Here is a 15,584-nt window from a genome sequence, read left to right as displayed (position 1 = left end):
TTAAAGAAAATGAACTTTATCAAAATATTTGCTCCTGCTACTGTTGCCAATGTTTCTTGCGGGTTTGACTCAATGGGGTTTGCTGTTGAAAATGTTGGTGATGAAATGACCTTTACAAAAACATCAGAAAAGGGAGTTAAAATTACAGAAATTACTGGAGCTAACGGGCTTACTTTAGACCCTACAAAAAACGCTGCTGGTGTCGTAGCTTTAGCCATGCTTGAACAACATCCTGTTGATTTCGGTATTGAAATGACCATGCATAAAGGCTTTTCTCCAGGAAGTGGTTTAGGAAGTAGTGCTGCAAGTGCAGGTGGAGCTGCCTATGGTGTAAATCAGTTATTGGGAGCCCCTTTTTCGGATTTAGAATTGACCAAATTTGCCATGTTAGGAGAAGAAGCTGCCTGCGGAACTCCTATTGCAGATAATGTTGCTTCTGCCGTTTTTGGAGGATTTGTTCTTATTAGAAGTTACGAACCTTTAGATATAATTAAGCTTCCTGTTCCTGATGAATTACGCTTGGTAGCGATTCATCCTCAAATTGAGGTAAAAACAAAAGACGCTAGAGAAGTTTTACCTACTGAAGTATCACTAAAAAATGCAGTTACGCAATGGGCTAATGTTGGAGGATTAGTTAGTGGCTTACATTCAAATGACTACCAGCTCATAAGTAATTCACTAACTGATGTTATTGTTGAACCAGCAAGAAAGCATTTAATTCCTCATTTTGACCTTGTAAAGTCAGAAGCCATTAAAGCAGGTGCCCTGGGTGCGGGAATTTCGGGTTCTGGTCCCACTATTTTTGCTATTTGTCAAGGGGATGATATCGCAAAAAAAGTACATAAAGCCATAGAAAATGCTTACTCTGACAAAAAAATTGATTTTAACGTATTTACATCAAAAATAAATACGGACGGAGTAAAAACTATAACATCGAATTAGACTAACTTTATCACATAAACAACACGAAATGAACTATTATAGTTTACATAAAAAATCGCCTGATGTTAGCTTTCAAGAAGCAGTAGTTAACGGTTTGGCTCCAGATAGAGGGTTATATTTTCCAGAAAACATAACTCCTTTATCTAAAGAATTTATAGAAAATTTAGATTCGTACTCCAACGAAGAAATTGCTTATGAAGCAATTAAACAATTTGTTGGAAATGAAATTCCAGATAATACCTTAAAAGAAATTATCAAAGACACCTTATCTTTTGATTTTCCAGTGGTTTCAATTGATGACAATACGGCTACATTAGAATTGTTTCATGGGCCAACCATGGCTTTTAAAGATGTTGGTGCTCGCTTTATGGCTCGTTGCTTAGGATATTTCAATCGTAACAATGATAATAAAGTTACTGTTTTAGTGGCTACTTCTGGAGATACAGGAGGTGCTGTTGCTCATGGTTTTTTAGGAGTAAAAGGTGTAGAAGTAGTTATATTATATCCTAGTGGAAAAGTTAGTGATATACAAGAAAAACAATTAACCACTCTTGGTCAAAATATTACAGCGCTCGAAGTTGATGGTGTTTTTGATGACTGTCAAGACATGGTAAAAACGGCTTTTTTAGATAAAGATATTGAAAGAGTACTCACATCAGCAAACTCTATTAACATTGCTCGTTGGTTACCTCAAATGTTCTATTTTTTCTTTGCTTACAAGCAAGTTTACAAACAACACAAAGAAGTTGTTTTCTCAGTACCAAGTGGTAACTTCGGAAACATTTGTGCTGGAATTATGGCTCAAAAACTAGGGCTTCCAATTAAGCATTTCGTAGCGTCAACAAATATAAATGATACAGTTCCTAACTATTTAGACAAAGGAGTATATGAGCCTAAGCCTTCAAAAGCTACTATTTCTAATGCTATGGATGTTGGAAATCCGAGTAATTTTATTCGTATCCAAGAGTTATTTGAGAATGATATTGAAGCTTTGAAGAGAACATTCTCTTCCTATTCATTTAATGACGAAGAAACTCGTGAAGCCATGAAAGTTATTTACGATGATAGTAAATATGTTTCGGACCCTCATGGTGCAGTTGGTTATTTGGGAGCAAAAGAGTATCAAAAAAATAATGCTGGAAGTTTATCTATCTTCTTAGAAACTGCTCATCCTGTTAAATTTTTAGATGTAGTAGAAAGTACACTTCCAGTAAAAGTTGCCATTCCTGAGCAGATTAAAGAAGTACTTGACAAACAAAAGGTAGCTACCGCTATTAGTTCTTATGATGAACTAAAAAAGTTTCTTAATTCTGAAAAAGTTACCGTATAAGCTTGCTCCTTTAACAAGTAAAACTTTGGAATACAAATCCTATAAAATCCCTGCTTTTAAAGTGGGGATTTTTGATTTTATATACATCAGAACATCATTTTGAAGCTATTTAATACTCAAAAATAATATACTCTTCAACTAAAATAGCATGGGTATTCTAAACCTATAACCATGTTGGTTTTATGTGTTTATCTCAAAACGTCAATGCTTTAACGTTATATTTGTAAATGTATAACATGCTATAAAATCGCAACTAATCATTCATGAATACTGTATCTACAATTTAAACGAGATGAAAAAATTACTGATAACTATTGTAAGCTCTGTTTTTTGTGTAAACCTATCAGCACAGAATATATTTAGGACTGCTTGTAATGGGAATATAGTAAGGTTAGACAGTATGCTAACCCATAGTAAAATTGATATAAAAGACGATCGCGGAAGGTCGCTACTACATTGGGCTGTAGCCTGTAAACAGAAAGAAGTTTTTGACCTTTTGATTAAAAAAGGTATAAAACTTAATGGAATGGATAAACAAGAAAGAATTCCCCTACATGTGGCTGTTCAATTTAATAATGTGGAATATTTTAACTATCTAATTGAGTTACAACCTAACGATAACTGGCAGTCCTTATATGGTATATCATTAATTGAGCTGGCCATATTGAATAGAAATAAAGAACTTACAAAGAAATTAATTACTAGTGGAATTGACATAAACACTAAGAACAAAAGAGGTAGTACGGCTTTGGAAATTTCACAAAGAATGGGTACTGATCATATTTCTAAATTCCTAATTTCTCAAGGAGCAGATAAACATCTTGTTCGAAAATTCAAAATGAGAGGAAAGTATATGGGTATGAAGGAACCTGGGGCAAATCCCAAAATGTTCGCACCTAATTTTATTTCCACTGAAGAGCAAGAATTCGGTTCAATATTTAACAAAACAGGAACTGAATTTTATTTTAGTGTTGATGTAGGTAAAAGAAACGAAATTAGATATTCCAAAATGCAAGATGACGGCTGGACTAAACCTAAAACTATTATTTCGCATGAAAGATATAGCTACAATGATCCATTTCTTTCAAACGATGAAAATAGACTGTATTTCATATCTAAAAGACCACTCGATGGAAAGGGAGATGTTAAGGATGTTGACATCTGGTATGTTGAGAGACTTGATGACGAGTGGTCAGAACCAATAAATGCAGGTCCGAATATTAATACAAGCGGAAATGAATATTATATTTCATTCACAGATAATGGAACTATGTACTTTGCTTCTAACGGTCATCCCCGAAAAGATACGTCTAGAACAGACCATGATATATATTGCGCCAATCTCATTAATAACAAGTTTCAGAAACCAATATTGCTTGATTCAACAATAAACACAACTGGATATGAAGCAGATGTTTTTGTTGCTCCAGACGAATCCTATATTATATTCTGTTCTACCCGTGATGGAGGATTCGGAAGAGGGGATTTATATATAAGTTTTAAGAATTCTAATGGAAACTGGACAAAAGCTATCAATATGGGTAACGAAATAAATTCTAAATATTATGAATACTGCCCATTTGTTACCAAAGATGGAAAGTACTTATTCTATACCAGTAATCAGGATATATATTGGGTCAATACAACAATTATCAATAAACTAAAGAAAAAAAACAAGTAATAATATATAAAAAAGTATAAAGCTGTTGCACTTAACTATAAGCTCTACACTTATAAAAAAGAGCTTATAACTATAAAATTTGGTGTTAAAAAAATAAATGTAATATATTTGATATAATACCAAACTGAAACGTATCATTACCTACTTTACGTTTCTTATACTAACTGTTGTAGCTAATATTAGGAAACTCGATAAACTATATATAATGCCCAACGTTAATGATTTCTTTACTAATAAGAATACTGTAAAAAACATTTCTGAGAATCAGCTTTCTCAACTCTCTGACTTTCTAATACCTATTGAAGCTTTTGCAAGAACAACAAATAGTAGTATTTATGTTATAGATTATAATAAAAAGGGATTTGATTATGTATCTAGCAATCCATTATTTTTGTGTGGTCATTCTCCAAGTGAGGTAATAGAAATGGGATATGAATTCTACTTTAAATATGTTACCCAAAAAGATATTGAACTACTTCTGAAAATTAATCAAGTTGGGTTCGATTTTTATGAAAAAATACCGCTTATTGAAAGAACCGATTACACTATATCTTATGATTTTCATTTAAAAAACAAAGAGAATAAAACCATCCTTGTCAATCAAAAATTAACCCCGTTGTTTTTAGCAGATGATGGTAAAATATGGAAAGCAATGTGCGTAATTTCTATTTCGAGTTCAAAAAAATCGGGCAACATTAAAATAGTCAAAAAAAATAGTAATATCGTTTTTAAATATCAAGAAATTGGTAATTACTGGAGTTCCTATGAAAGTATTCAATTAACAGAAAGAGATAAAGAGATACTTTTTTATTCTTCTCGAGGATTCACTATAAACGATATTGCCAAAGAAATTTTTATTTCAGCTAATACTGTGAAATTTCATCGAAAAAAATTGTTTGAAAAATTGAATGTATCAAACATTTCCGAAGCCATTGTTTTTGCAACAAATAATGGTCTTCTTCAACCTTAAAACTACCCTTTTGTATAGCCAAACATTCAATAGATTACTATAAATTGTAACGATATAATTTTAATTTTCTACTCATGAAACAGGTTATTGTTCTATTATCTCTTCTGAGTGTTGCAATTGGATGTAAAACAAATAAAAGTTATACAGTTGATTCCTCTAAATATGAAAAAATTCTTGACTCTATTATACATAATATGAAAGAGAATTCCGTGTATACGAATAACGTTGATTGGAATCAATTAGAAAAAGAAATGCATAACATATACAATGAAAAAGATTCTATTAACACTTTAAAATCAAGCATAAAACATATGCTAACAGTACTTGGAGACTTTCATGGTTCATCCTATGTTAACGGAGAGCAAATCAAAGCTAATGTAAAAAGAACCAGAACCGTTGCCTATGATTATGACAGTGATAAGTACATTGGTAAAATGTCGAGCATATATCAAAAAAGATTAAAAGAATCCAATAGTATATTTTCGAATCTTATTGATAAATCCATTGGATATATTCAAATTCCTATGATATTAAATAATATGGGAATTGATAGTATTAACATTGCATATACATTAAAAATTAGGGATAAACTATGTAAATTAGAAAAAAACAATCCTAAGGGATATATCATTGATTTGAGAACAAATTTAGGAGGAACTATGTACCCCATGTTTTCAGGACTTGGTATACTTTTTCCAAACTTAAAACTGGGAGGAGACTCTAAAGATGAAAAAACATTTTATTCTAAATGGGCTATTATAGAAGGTAATATGCATTATGAAGATTATGCAATCCCCAATATGCCTGCAATCACCTGTAATATAAAATTGGGCAATAGAAAAGTTGCTGTAATTATTGGTAGATATACTAATAGTTCTGGTGAAGCGGTTGCATCTGGTTTAAAAGGGCAAAAAAACGTTAAACTATTTGGTGAGCAAACTGCAGGAGCAAGCTCTACAATATCTTGGATACCTATTTCAAATAACATCCAACTTAATCCTACAGTTGCTTATTATATGAGTAAAGATGGAACATTAAATAAAGACGGAATTGTTCCTGATGTCAATATCATTGAAGACTACTATATTGAAAAACCACTTCAATCAAAAGCAATTACGCAAGCCATAGAATGGATAAATACAAGTTACAAGAATGACCATAAGTAATTGCTTGCTCTCGCCTACTTCTGAAAATATTAAGGATTTTCTATTCGGTTTGTATTTGCTAAATTAGTTGCTGGAATACGTAACGAAATGATTCACAAAACTGTTAGCCTCGTACCAAAATCAGAAACCTCAAAATACACATTATGAAAAGAAGACAATTAATAAAAGGAATTTTGGCTACAGGAGCATTATCTATGGTAAACAACGTTGACGCAATGAATTTATTAGTAAATGATGATTTTTGGAGTAACATCAGAAATTCTTTTCCAAAAAAATCTGAATATATCAATCTATTGAATACTGGAGGGGGTGCAGTATCTAATGCAACTTTAGAACTTCTTTCGAAATATCAAGAAATCACTGCTGGTGGAGGTGAAAATAAAACTCAAGCTTTAAATTCTTTAAAAGAAAGTGGTTCATCACAATCTTTACGGCAATTAATGGCGAATACCTTTGGTTGCTCTTCCAATGAAATAGCATTGACGCGTAATGCAATGGAAGGACTTGTAACTGGATTACTGGGACTTGACCTCGATAAAAATGATGAAATCATTACAACAAACGCTGATTATGATTCCTGTATTAGAATTATCGAACAAAGGGAAAAACGTGATAATATTCGCCTAAAATTAATTGATATTCCAATGCACGCAAAAAATGACGATGAAGTGGTTTCTGCATTTGAGAACAGCTGTACTAATAAGACAAAAGTTATTTTGATGTGCCATATGTTCAATAAAAATGGACAAATATTACCTATCCGTAGAATTTGTGAAATGGCGAAAAAAAAAGGCATTACAACTATTGTTGACGGTGCTCAAAGCATTGGGCAAATCGATTTTAAAATTTCAGAATTAGGCTGTGATATTTTTAGTGCATCACTTCATAAATGGTTTTATGCACCTAAAGGAACAGGGATTTTGTATGTTCGAAAAGATAGTATTGAAAATGTTTGGCCTATTTATGCTAGTTGGTCAGGTAAACCAAACAATAGCATTGAAAAATTTGAAGAATATGGAACAGTATCTAAAGCAATTAGTGCAAGTTTACCCTCTGTATTTGAGTTCAATCAAAAAATAGGTATTGAAAGAAAAGAGAAAAGACTTCGTTATTTAAGAGACTTGTGGTTAAACGAAATTTTAAAATCAGATAGAGTTAGACTATTAACAAATCCAAAAAAATCTTGTGCAATTACCGCTTTTAAAATTGAAGGGATAAATCCTAACGTATTTTCCAAAGAATTATACGATAAACATAAGATAAGTATCGGCTCTATACATTTACAAGACAAACCTAACTTTAAAGGCAATTACTTAGCTGCCGATTTAACAAATTCAGAGGAAGAAATATACAAATTCATTGAAGTTTTTAAAGCATATATCAAACAGAACTAAAATGCTACATTCAACCCTTGCAAAAAAAATAACGAATAAGCATTTAATATAAAGCACAGTGATATTTTTTAGTTCTATTTGATAAAACATAACCTATTTAATTATCTACTTGATAATAACCTCATCATAAAAGAAGTAATATAGCTTGTCCTCTTAATGTCATACCACTGTCGTATTGGTGTCAGACTATTGGCAACACTGGCATTTCTTTCATCCTTACTTTTGTATCAAAACAAAAATCATCTATAATGAACACAAGCAAAACAAATTTAAGAGACATAAAAAAAATGAGATTAGAACGTCATTGGTCACAAGAACAATTGGCTGCAATGAGTGGATTAAGTATACGAACCATTCAAAGAATTGAAAACGGGGAAAATGCTGGATTAGAATCTTTAAAATCATTAGCTGCAGTTTTTGAAACGGACATTAAAGATTCAAACAAAAGGGATGAATTAGAACAGGTAAGAAAAGAAGAAGCCTATATTCAAAAGTTAAAAGGTTTTTATAAACTTTGTGCCATCGCTCTGCTAAGTATGATTGTTCCTATCGTAATTGCCTTTAATAATTCCTCTTTCTGGGTAATTGTATTGTGGATTCTACTAGGGTGGCTAGTTATTATTGGTATCTATTCTTTAAATACTTTTGAATTCTTTGGAGAAGAATGGAAAAAGAAAAAGATTGAAAAGAAGTTTGGTCGTAAAAAATAACAATCGATAAAGGATCTATCTGTTTTCAATTTGAACATTATAGAACAATTCAATGAACTTATAAAACGCTGTAATTTTACAAAAAAAAAGAAATAATTGAATTCGAAACATCGCCCCCTGACATACCCTTAACACTAAGTAATTCTATTTTTGTAATATGAATTAATGAGATGATAAAGAACCATAATGAAAGCCATTGATAATTTTTATTTCGAACAAGAAGAACCTGTCAAGAGTTGTCTGTTGGCATTAAAGGATATAATCTTAAAATACAACTCTGAATTTGAACCAAGATGGTACTATCGACTACCTTGCTTTATGTATAAAAATCAAATTTTCTGCTACCTCTGGGTAAACAAGAAAACACAATTACCCTATATAGCCATAGGTAAAGGAATAAAAATCAATCACCCTGATTTAATCCAAGGAAAAAGGACATTCACGAAATTAATGATTATCGATCCTATAAAAGATATTCCAGTACAAAAAATTCATAAAATATTTGACCTCGCAATAGATTTGTATCAATAAAAAGAACATGTGGGATATGAATGTAAGCATTCAAAACTTCAAAAAACATTAATATCTATAACAAATAATTAAACAAACTATAATTTCAACTTTTTAACTAACTTTACGAAAAACCACAAATATCGATAACCAGAATTTAGATGAAACTAAGGGATAAAAATCCAGCCCTAATTCTTGTAGACGTACAAAATGCTTTTTTGAATGAAGAATACTGGGGAGGAAATAGAAATAACAAAGATGCCGAAATCATTTGCGGAAAAATACTCAACAAATGGCGTAAACTAAACTTACCTATTTTTCATATTAGACACAGCTCAACCAATCCAAAATCATTACTTCATGAGCAAAATCCAGGGTTCGAATTCAATAAAAATGTCATCCCTAAAAATAATGAACAGGTAATAACCAAGAATGTGAACAGTGCATTTATTGAAACCAACCTTAAAGAACAATTAGATCAATTGAGTATTACAACCGTTGTTATTGTTGGCATTACAACGAACCATTGTGTTTCAACAACCACTAGGATGGCTGGAAATTATGGTTATAAAACATATTTAATTTCTGACGCAACGGCTACCTTTGACAGAACAGGAGTTAATGGAGAAAAGTTTGATTCTGAGATAATCCACCAAACGACACTCGCTAATTTGAATGAAGAATTTGCTACTGTTTTCGATTCAGAAAAGTTATTGGAAGAACTTTAGAAATCATATCATTTTCCATCATATGATACAATGTTATTAATATAGAACATATTCTAAACTCATTAGAAAAGCAGCAATTGAAATGAAATACAGGCACGGAAAAGTAGAGGACTTTGAAAATATTGAAGAGTTTGTAAAAGATGCTATTTTTCCTGCGTTCTATAAAGACGATTTATCAGAAGAACAGCTTAAGGAAAATGAATGGGTAATTAATATCTCAAAAAAATCGTGTTTATCTGCTATTGAGAAAAAAGATGTTATTGTTATCGTTGCTCATGATAAAGAATTGGCTGGTTTTATAATTGCCGACAGAACGTCAAAAGATTGTCCTGAAATTGATTGGCTGATGATATCACATAAATATCAAGGAATGGGAATAGCCAGAAAACTAACAGAAATGGCCATTGACTGGATTGGGAAAAATGAAAGAATCAAGCTTGGTGTTATTCATTTTAATGTTAGAGCAATAAAGTTTTACAAAAAATTAGGCTTTAAGGATACTGGAAAGGTTGTTGGCAAACATAAGATACCGAGAATACTCATGATAAAAGAGCCTACAACTAATAACTTAGAAACCCAATCATAAACACTTATTTTTAATGAGTTTTATCAATATTAACTATTGTATTAAATTAAACCTAACAAAAAAATAATATTGAGCTTAAAATTAAGATCCAATAAAAGTTATTATTTTAACCATGAATTTTAGTCTACCTTGAAAACCAAATCACCATGAAGAAGTTTTTATTTACATTAATCATAACACTCCTTATCAATCCACTGTTATCTTCTGCTCAAGATTTATTGCAATCAGGGCCAATGGTTGGTTACTCAACAATGATGGAAGCTTTACTATGGGTGCAAACTACAAAATCAGCTAAAGTTCGTTTTGAATACTTCGAACAAAACAATCCAAAAAAACGCTTTAAAACAGAAACCTACACTACCTCAGCAAAAGATGGGTTTGTAGCAAAGTTAATCGCTAATAAAATCCTACCTGGTAAGAAATATAATTATGAGCTTTTCATCAACAACAAACGAGTTAAAAGGGACTATCCTATGGAATTCCAATCGCAATCATTGTGGCAATGGCGTACAGATCCTCCTGAGGTAAACTTCGCTATTGGGAGTTGTAACTATGTTAATGAAGAACGTTTTGATCGACCTGGAAGACCTTATGGAAGCGACCATAATATATTTCATTCTATCCATAAAAAAGATCCAGATTTTATGCTTTGGTTAGGTGACAACACTTATTTGAGAGAAGCAGATTGGAATTCGAGAACTGGTTTTTTACATCGATATACTCATACACGCTCTCTTCCTGAAATGCAACCTCTGTTAGCCTCTACCCATAATTACGCTATTTGGGATGATCATGATTTTGGTCCAAACGACGCAGATGGTAGCTATTGGTTAAAAGAAACGGCTTCTGAAATATTTAAGTTATTCTGGGGAAACCCAAACTATGATGTAATTGGAGAAGGTGGAATTACTGGAAGTTTTCAATGGGCTGATCTTCAGTTTTTTCTTTTGGATAATCGTTATTACCGTACTTCCAACAAGAATTTTACTGAAAACAGACAAATGCTTGGTAAAAAACAAATTGATTGGCTCATTAATGCTTTAGCCTCTAGTCAAGCCCCGTTTAAATTTATTGTCATTGGTGGACAAGTACTAAGTACAGAAGCTTGGTACGAAAATCATGCAACCTTCGCCGATGAGAGGCATTACCTCTTGCAAAAGATTCGTGATGCTAAAATTGAAGGTGTTGTCTTTTTGGATGGTGACAGACATCATACTATTCTAAGTCGTTATAAAGAAAATAAAGATGTTTATCCTCTTTATGACTTGACCTGTTCATCTTTAACTGCTGGGGCACATAACAGAAAAGAACCTTTAAATACTAATGGAATAGAAGATACTTTCGTAGGGCAGCACAATTTTGGAATTCTAAACGTTAGTGGTCCTAGAAAAGACAGAGTCCTTAAAATAACCATCTTTGACAAGGATGGTAATTCTCTCTGGACACAAAACATCCGTGCGAAAGATTTGAAATATAGAAGATAAACGATGAAATTAACTATAATTCTTATCATTATTAATATAATCTAATTTAGAAACATCATCATAAATTTGAACAATAATGTTTTAGTCTTAACAGGAGCCTGCGGAGTTGGTAAATCAACGATTGGAAAAGCTTGGGCTAAGGAGAGAAAAGGAGTCTGTATTGAATCTGACTACTTTACTGAATGGATTCATGATGATCATCCTATCTCAACAGAATATTTTCTAAACACTGAAAAATTGATAGCTGATTTGTCTTGGGCATGTGCAGAAACCTATCTTAAAAATGGATTTTCTGTAGCTATTGAGAATGTTTGGTCTCCCAAAGGATTTGGCTTCCTTAGAGATAAGATTCAAAAAAACACTTTAGTCAATGAATTCAAATTTGTTCATTTGAAGTGCGATTTGGAAGAAAATTTCATCAGAGACAATCAAAGGGCATCCGATAATCAAATGAAAGAGCGGGTTGAAATTGTCAAATTAGAACTTGAAGATTACACTTGGCAAGATTATGTTCATATAATAGATTCAAGTTCTAAATCAATCGAAGAAACACTGTCAATCATAGCGTCTATATAAAAGAGAGCTTAGTTCAACTGACTCTTTCTTTTACGTTTCCCTACTTCTTTCCTGAATTTCTCAAGGTAATAACTAACAAAAAAGTTTTGGTTATCTTAGCACTGAGTTGCAATTACTACCTATACAATTGCTATTCATTTTTAAATCAACTTGTAAAATAAGACCTACGTCTTTTTACTTTAACTACAACCTAAAACAACTACATGAAAACGCTAAAGCTTCTTGTAATTTGCATGCTACTACTTCCATTAAGCAATCATGCACAAAAAAGAAAAAAGAAAACCAAAGAACCTATAATAAAACTTACCGATTCATTATTTCACGGATTAAAATGGAGAAATATTGGACCTTTTCGAGGTGGTAGAAGTGTCGCCTGTTCTGGAGTAATTGGAAAGCCTCACACCTACTACATGGGATCAACCGGAGGAGGTATTTTTAAAACAACCGATGATGGTATTACTTGGAAAAATATTTCTGACAACTATTTTAAAACCGGATCGGTCGGAGCTCTTGCCGTGTCAGAAAGTGACACTAATATTATTGTTGTTGGAATGGGAGAACATGCTGCTCGTGGGGTTATGACCTCAATGGGTGATGGTGTTTATAAATCAATGGATGCTGGGAAAACCTGGACTCATCTAGGTTTGGAGAAAACACGTCATATTTCTGATGTAATTATTCACCCTACAAATCCAGATATTATCTATGTAGCAGCACAAGGAGCTCAGTATGCACCTACACAAGAAAGAGGAATTTATAGAACAACCGATGGAGGAAAATCTTGGAACAAACTTCTTTTTGTGAATAACTCAACAGGAGCATCTTCTTTATCTATGGATATGACAAATCCAAGAATTTTATACGCTTCTATGTGGGAACATCGCCGTTTTCCTTGGGTAATCGAATCGGGAGGAAAACATTCTGGTTTATACAAATCAACTGATGGAGGTGATACATGGACAAAAATGGAAACAGGACTACCAAAAGAGTTTGGAAAATCTGGGATTTCAGTTTCAAGAGCAAATCCAGAACGAGTGTTTGCTGTTATAGAGGCAGAAGGGGAAAAAGGTGGTGTGTATCGTTCTGATGATGCTGGAAAAAAATGGAAACAAGTGAATAAAGACCGCGTGAACATTGCTCGCTCTTGGTACTATATGGAAATTTTTGCCGATCCTCAAAACGAAAATGTGGTATATGTTTTAAACGCCCCAGTGATGAAATCTATTGATGGTGGAAAAACTTTTTCAAACATTCCTGTTCCTCATGGAGACAATCATCATCTTTGGATCAATCCTTATGACAATAAAAACCTCATCAACTCTAACGACGGAGGTGCAAATATTTCTTTCAATGGCGGAAAAAGTTGGAGTACCCAACAGAATCAAGCTACTGCTCAGTTCTATCGAGTTATTACCGATAATTTAGTGCCTTATAACGTTTATGGAGGTCAACAAGATAATTCAGCAATAGCCATTGCTAGTCGAACAAATGATGGTGGTATCGATTGGAAAGATTGGTATTCTGTTGCGGGAGGCGAAAGCGCTTTTATAGCTTTTGATCCAGACAATCCAGAAACTGTTTACGGTGGAACTTATCAAGGAAACATTAGTAAATGGACCAAATCGTCAAGGGAACAAAAATCTATAAAAGAATATCCTGAACTAGGATTAGGTATTGCTCCGAAAGATTCTAAATATCGTTATAACTGGAATGCACCAATTATTTCCTCTCCGCACAATAGACAAACTATTTATCATGCTGGGAATGTTGTTTTTAAAACAACCGATGAAGGAACGAGTTGGAATGTTATAAGTCCTGATTTAACGAAAAACGAAAAAGACAAGCATGGTCAAGGTGGAGCGCCTTTTACGAATGAAGCTGCTGGAGGAGAAAACTATAATACAATTACCGCTTTTGTAGAATCACAACATGAAAAAGGAGTGCTTTATGCGGGTACTGATGATGGTTTAGTACACGTTACAAAAAATGACGGAGCTAGCTGGGAAAACATTACTCCTAAAGAAATCAAAGATGGTATTATAAATAGCATTGACATTTCTGAACATGATCCAGCGGTTGCTTATATCGTTGTTATGAGGTACAAATCACTGGATTTAAACTCATATATTTTTAAAACCTCTGACTATGGAAAATCGTGGAAGAAAATCGTAAATGGCTTGGATGATCCTAATGGTTTTACAAGAGTTGTTAGAGCCGATAAAAAGAGAAAAGGGTTGTTATACGCGGGTACGGAAACTGGATTGTATATTTCGAACGATGATGGTAACCATTGGCAGCGTGTTAAATTAAACTTACCTGTAGTTGCTATTAACGATCTTACTATTCAAGATAATGATTTGGTGGCAGCAACTTCTGGTCGTGGATTTTGGGTTTTAGATGATTTAAGTACTTTCCAAAATATGACTAAAGAAAGTAAAACACTTCAATTATTTCAACCTAAGCCAACCTATCGCATTTTTGGTGGGGTGTCAAAAGCTCCAAGACAAGGACGAAACCCTAAAAGTGGAGTTACTTTCGATTATTACCTAAACAAGGACGTCGATACCCTTGATTTAAAATTGGAAGTTTTACAAAGCACTAAAGTAATACGAACGTACACCAACAAAAAACCAAAGAATTTTAAATCCTGGCCAGGTGGACCATCGAAACCACAAGTTCTACCTTCAAAGAAAGGTTATCATAGATTTACATGGGATTTTGGCAGAGAAGCTATTCCTGCTATTCATAAAGTTTTTGTCTTTGGTGGACTTTCAGGATCAAGCGTTGCCCCAGGTAAATATACCTTACGATTATCACTCGATGGGGAAAGTGTAGAAAAGATAGCAACTATTCTTCCAAATCCTTCAATTAAATCAACACCGAAAGATTTTGCTGAACAACAAGATTTGTTAGTAAATATTGAAACTATCTTAAGAAACATGCATAAATCTGTAAATCAAATGCGCTCAGCAAAAACACAATTAAAAACATATGCTGAACTCTTGAAAGACAATGACAATGCCAAACGTTTGCTTGAAAAAGGAGAAGAGTTACAAAAACGCATTAACACTTGGGAAGAAAACCTAATACAAGAAAAGCAAAAAACTTTCCAAGACGTCATCAATTTTAATAATAAGTTAAATTCACAACTTTTACAACTTAAGGGATATATCAATCAAGCTGATCCAAAAGTTACCAAAGGTGCCAAAGAACGTTTTAGAGACCTTCTGGCTGACTGGAATTTGTATAAAAATGAGCGAGATGCAATTATCAACAGTGAAATGGATGCTTATAACAAGCTATACAAATCATTAAACATTCCAGCATTGATTCTAAAGAAAGAATAAAAACACTATTCAGGTAAAGGAGGTGTTAAAATAGTAACACCTGCTTTTCTTTTTGTTTATATGTAAGGGTTTTATTTTTAAATAATTAATCAATTCTCTTGTAATAGATTTCAATATTATAACGATGAAAACTAATTTTTATGGGGCATCATGCCTTGAA

General features: G+C 32.8%; 13 protein-coding genes. All 13 read left to right on the top strand.

The genetic code is table 11. From position 1 onward, the window contains the following. Positions 1 to 9: 9 nt before the first annotated feature. The 13 genes from ACKTTV_RS15085 to ACKTTV_RS15025 all read left to right on the top strand — a co-directional run bounded on the left by ACKTTV_RS15085 (position 10) and on the right by ACKTTV_RS15025 (position 15,424). Entirely contained in the window at positions 10 to 942 is a 933-nt protein-coding gene (locus tag ACKTTV_RS15085) for a homoserine kinase (RefSeq protein WP_408031691.1), read from the top strand. Positions 943 to 970: 28 nt separating this feature from the next. Next, positions 971 to 2,272 (top strand): threonine synthase, encoded by a 1,302-nt coding sequence (thrC, locus tag ACKTTV_RS15080; RefSeq protein ID WP_408031690.1) that lies wholly within the window; start codon positions 971 to 973, stop codon positions 2,270 to 2,272. A gap of 292 nt (positions 2,273 to 2,564) precedes the next feature. Then, entirely contained in the window at positions 2,565 to 3,953 is a 1,389-nt protein-coding gene (locus ACKTTV_RS15075) for an ankyrin repeat domain-containing protein (RefSeq protein ID WP_408031689.1), read from the top strand. Between the two features lie 205 nt (positions 3,954 to 4,158). Continuing rightward, on the top strand, positions 4,159 to 4,923 hold the full coding sequence (locus ACKTTV_RS15070; RefSeq protein ID WP_408031688.1) for a response regulator transcription factor: 765 nt from the start codon (positions 4,159 to 4,161) through the stop codon (positions 4,921 to 4,923). A gap of 74 nt (positions 4,924 to 4,997) precedes the next feature. Beyond that, positions 4,998 to 6,089 carry a S41 family peptidase gene (locus tag ACKTTV_RS15065; RefSeq protein ID WP_408031687.1) on the top strand — a complete coding sequence of 364 codons (1,092 nt, stop codon included), beginning with the start codon at positions 4,998 to 5,000 and terminating at the stop codon, positions 6,087 to 6,089. A gap of 143 nt (positions 6,090 to 6,232) precedes the next feature. Then, positions 6,233 to 7,483 (top strand): aminotransferase class V-fold PLP-dependent enzyme, encoded by a 1,251-nt coding sequence (locus ACKTTV_RS15060; RefSeq protein ID WP_408031686.1) that lies wholly within the window; start codon positions 6,233 to 6,235, stop codon positions 7,481 to 7,483. Positions 7,484 to 7,731: 248 nt separating this feature from the next. Continuing rightward, positions 7,732 to 8,193: a helix-turn-helix domain-containing protein gene (locus tag ACKTTV_RS15055; RefSeq protein WP_408031685.1), complete on the top strand. Its 462-nt coding sequence runs from the start codon at positions 7,732 to 7,734 to the stop codon at positions 8,191 to 8,193. A gap of 186 nt (positions 8,194 to 8,379) precedes the next feature. Continuing rightward, positions 8,380 to 8,724, top strand: a complete 345-nt coding sequence (locus ACKTTV_RS15050; protein WP_408031684.1) for a DUF1801 domain-containing protein — start codon at positions 8,380 to 8,382, stop codon at positions 8,722 to 8,724. Positions 8,725 to 8,864: 140 nt separating this feature from the next. Continuing rightward, positions 8,865 to 9,431 (top strand): cysteine hydrolase family protein, encoded by a 567-nt coding sequence (locus ACKTTV_RS15045; protein WP_408031683.1) that lies wholly within the window; start codon positions 8,865 to 8,867, stop codon positions 9,429 to 9,431. Between the two features lie 82 nt (positions 9,432 to 9,513). Beyond that, complete coding sequence (locus ACKTTV_RS15040) at positions 9,514 to 10,017, top strand: GNAT family N-acetyltransferase (RefSeq protein ID WP_408031682.1); 504 nt, start codon at positions 9,514 to 9,516, stop codon at positions 10,015 to 10,017. A 146-nt stretch (positions 10,018 to 10,163) separates the two neighbouring features. Further along, a complete protein-coding gene (locus ACKTTV_RS15035) occupies positions 10,164 to 11,501 on the top strand; it encodes an alkaline phosphatase D family protein (protein ID WP_408031681.1) in 1,338 nt (445 codons plus the stop codon). Between the two features lie 66 nt (positions 11,502 to 11,567). Beyond that, positions 11,568 to 12,077: an AAA family ATPase gene (locus tag ACKTTV_RS15030; RefSeq protein WP_408031680.1), complete on the top strand. Its 510-nt coding sequence runs from the start codon at positions 11,568 to 11,570 to the stop codon at positions 12,075 to 12,077. 203 nt (positions 12,078 to 12,280) lie between these two features. Beyond that, positions 12,281 to 15,424, top strand: a complete 3,144-nt coding sequence (locus ACKTTV_RS15025; RefSeq protein ID WP_408031679.1) for a VPS10 domain-containing protein — start codon at positions 12,281 to 12,283, stop codon at positions 15,422 to 15,424. The last annotated feature ends 160 nt before the right edge of the window (positions 15,425 to 15,584 follow it).

This window comes from Tenacibaculum xiamenense, from assembly GCF_964513065.1.
GTDB lineage: Bacteria > Bacteroidota > Bacteroidia > Flavobacteriales > Flavobacteriaceae > Polaribacter > Polaribacter xiamenense.
Note: the sequence above shows the minus strand (reverse complement) of the source record. Positions and strands in the feature narration are given on the sequence as shown.